This window comes from Plasticicumulans sp., assembly GCF_035331805.1.
Classification (GTDB): Bacteria; Pseudomonadota; Gammaproteobacteria; order Competibacterales; family Competibacteraceae; genus Plasticicumulans.
In genome coordinates, this window is the sequence record NZ_DAOLKE010000490.1 from 623 (window position 1) to 2,079 (window position 1,457).

1 protein-coding gene is annotated in these 1,457 nt (G+C 74.7%); it reads left to right on the plus strand.

The features are described from left to right. Window positions 1-165 precede the first annotated feature (165 nt). Entirely contained in the window at window positions 166-1,437 is a 1,272-nt protein-coding gene (locus PKE44_RS18710; protein WP_324554249.1) for an HlyD family efflux transporter periplasmic adaptor subunit, read from the plus strand. Window positions 1,438-1,457: the final 20 nt, after the last annotated feature.

Here is a 1,457-nt window from a genome sequence, read left to right on the forward strand (position 1 = left end):
CCGCCGCAACGACGTGTCGCTGGCCCTGGTGCGTGCGCTCGGCGGCGGCTACCAGCCGGCCGCCGGCGTGGCCACGGCGAGCACCGCCGCCGGCCCGCGCCCGGTCACGAACCCCAGCACCCGCAGCTGATCCGCATCCGCCCGCACCCCCGGAGCCCCCCGATCATGAGCACCGATCACCAGAAGCAGCCGGACAGCCAGAAAGCATCCGCATCCGCATCCGCCCCCGTCTCTGCCACGCCGGTCGATGCGCGCCGGCGCAAGCCGCTGCTGCTCGCCGTCGCGCTCGCCGTCGCCGCCGGTGCCGCCGGCAGCGGTGCGTGGTGGTGGAGCACGGCCCGTCATCTGGAGACGACCGATGACGCCTACGTCGCCGGCGACGTGATCCCGGTGACGCCGCGCGTCGCCGGCACCGTGCTCGCGGTGCGCGCCGATGACACCGACGTGGTCGTCGCCGGCACGCCGCTGGTCGATCTCGATCCGGCCGATGCGCGCGTCGCGCTCGATGCCGCCGAGGCCGATCTGGCCCGCGCCGTGCGCAACGTCCGCCAGCTGTTCGCGACCCGCGACGCGCTGCGCTCGACGGTCGCCAACCGCGAGGCCGATCTCGCGAAGGCGAAGGAGGACCTCGCACGGCGCCAGAAGCTCTCCGGCAACGGCGCGATCTCGGCCGAGGAGATGGAGCACGCGCGCACGGCGCTGCGCAGCGCCGAGGCGAGCCTCGCCAACGTCCGCGACCAGCTCTCGGCGACCGAGGTGCTGATCGAGAACACCGCAGTCGACACGCACCCGGACGTGAAGCGCGCCGCCGCCAAGGTCGAGGAGGCGGCGCTCGCGCTCGCGCGCACCGCGATCGTCGCGCCGGTCGACGGCCAGGTCGCGCGCCGCGTCGTGCAGGTCGGCGCGCGCGTCGCCGCCGGCACGCCGCTGCTGGCGCTGGTGCCGCTCGACCGGCTGTGGGTCGATGCGAACTTCAAGGAAAGCCAGCTCGCGCGCCTGCGCATCGGCCAGCCGGTGACGCTGTCGGCCGATGTCTGGGGCAGCCGCGTCGAGTACCGCGGCAAGGTCATCGGCCTCGGCGCCGGCACCGGCGGGGCGTTTGCGCTGCTGCCGGCGCAGAACGCCAGCGGCAACTGGATCAAGGTCGTGCAGCGCGTGCCGGTGCGCATCGAACTCGACCATGACCAGCTCGTCGCGCATCCGCTGCGCGTCGGCCTGTCGATGGTCGTCGAGGTCGACGTGAGCCGTCAGGACGGTCGCCAGATCGCCGATAGCCAGCCGCGCAGCGCCCCGGTCGTGCAGACCGGGGGCGACGGCAGCAACCTCGACGGCATCCGCGACCGCATCCGCGAGATCATCGCCGCCAACGCCGGCAACGGCGTCGCCGTGGCCGAACCGGTCGCCGATGCCCGCCGGCCCGGCGCCGGCCGCGGCTGAGCCGGGAGCGCCCCGCGATG

Excerpts from the sequence above, each read along its gene's own strand:
- PKE44_RS18710 (WP_324554249.1), top strand. The coding sequence starts at position 166 with ATGAGCACCGATCACCAGAAGCAGCCGGACAGCCAGAAAGCATCCGCA.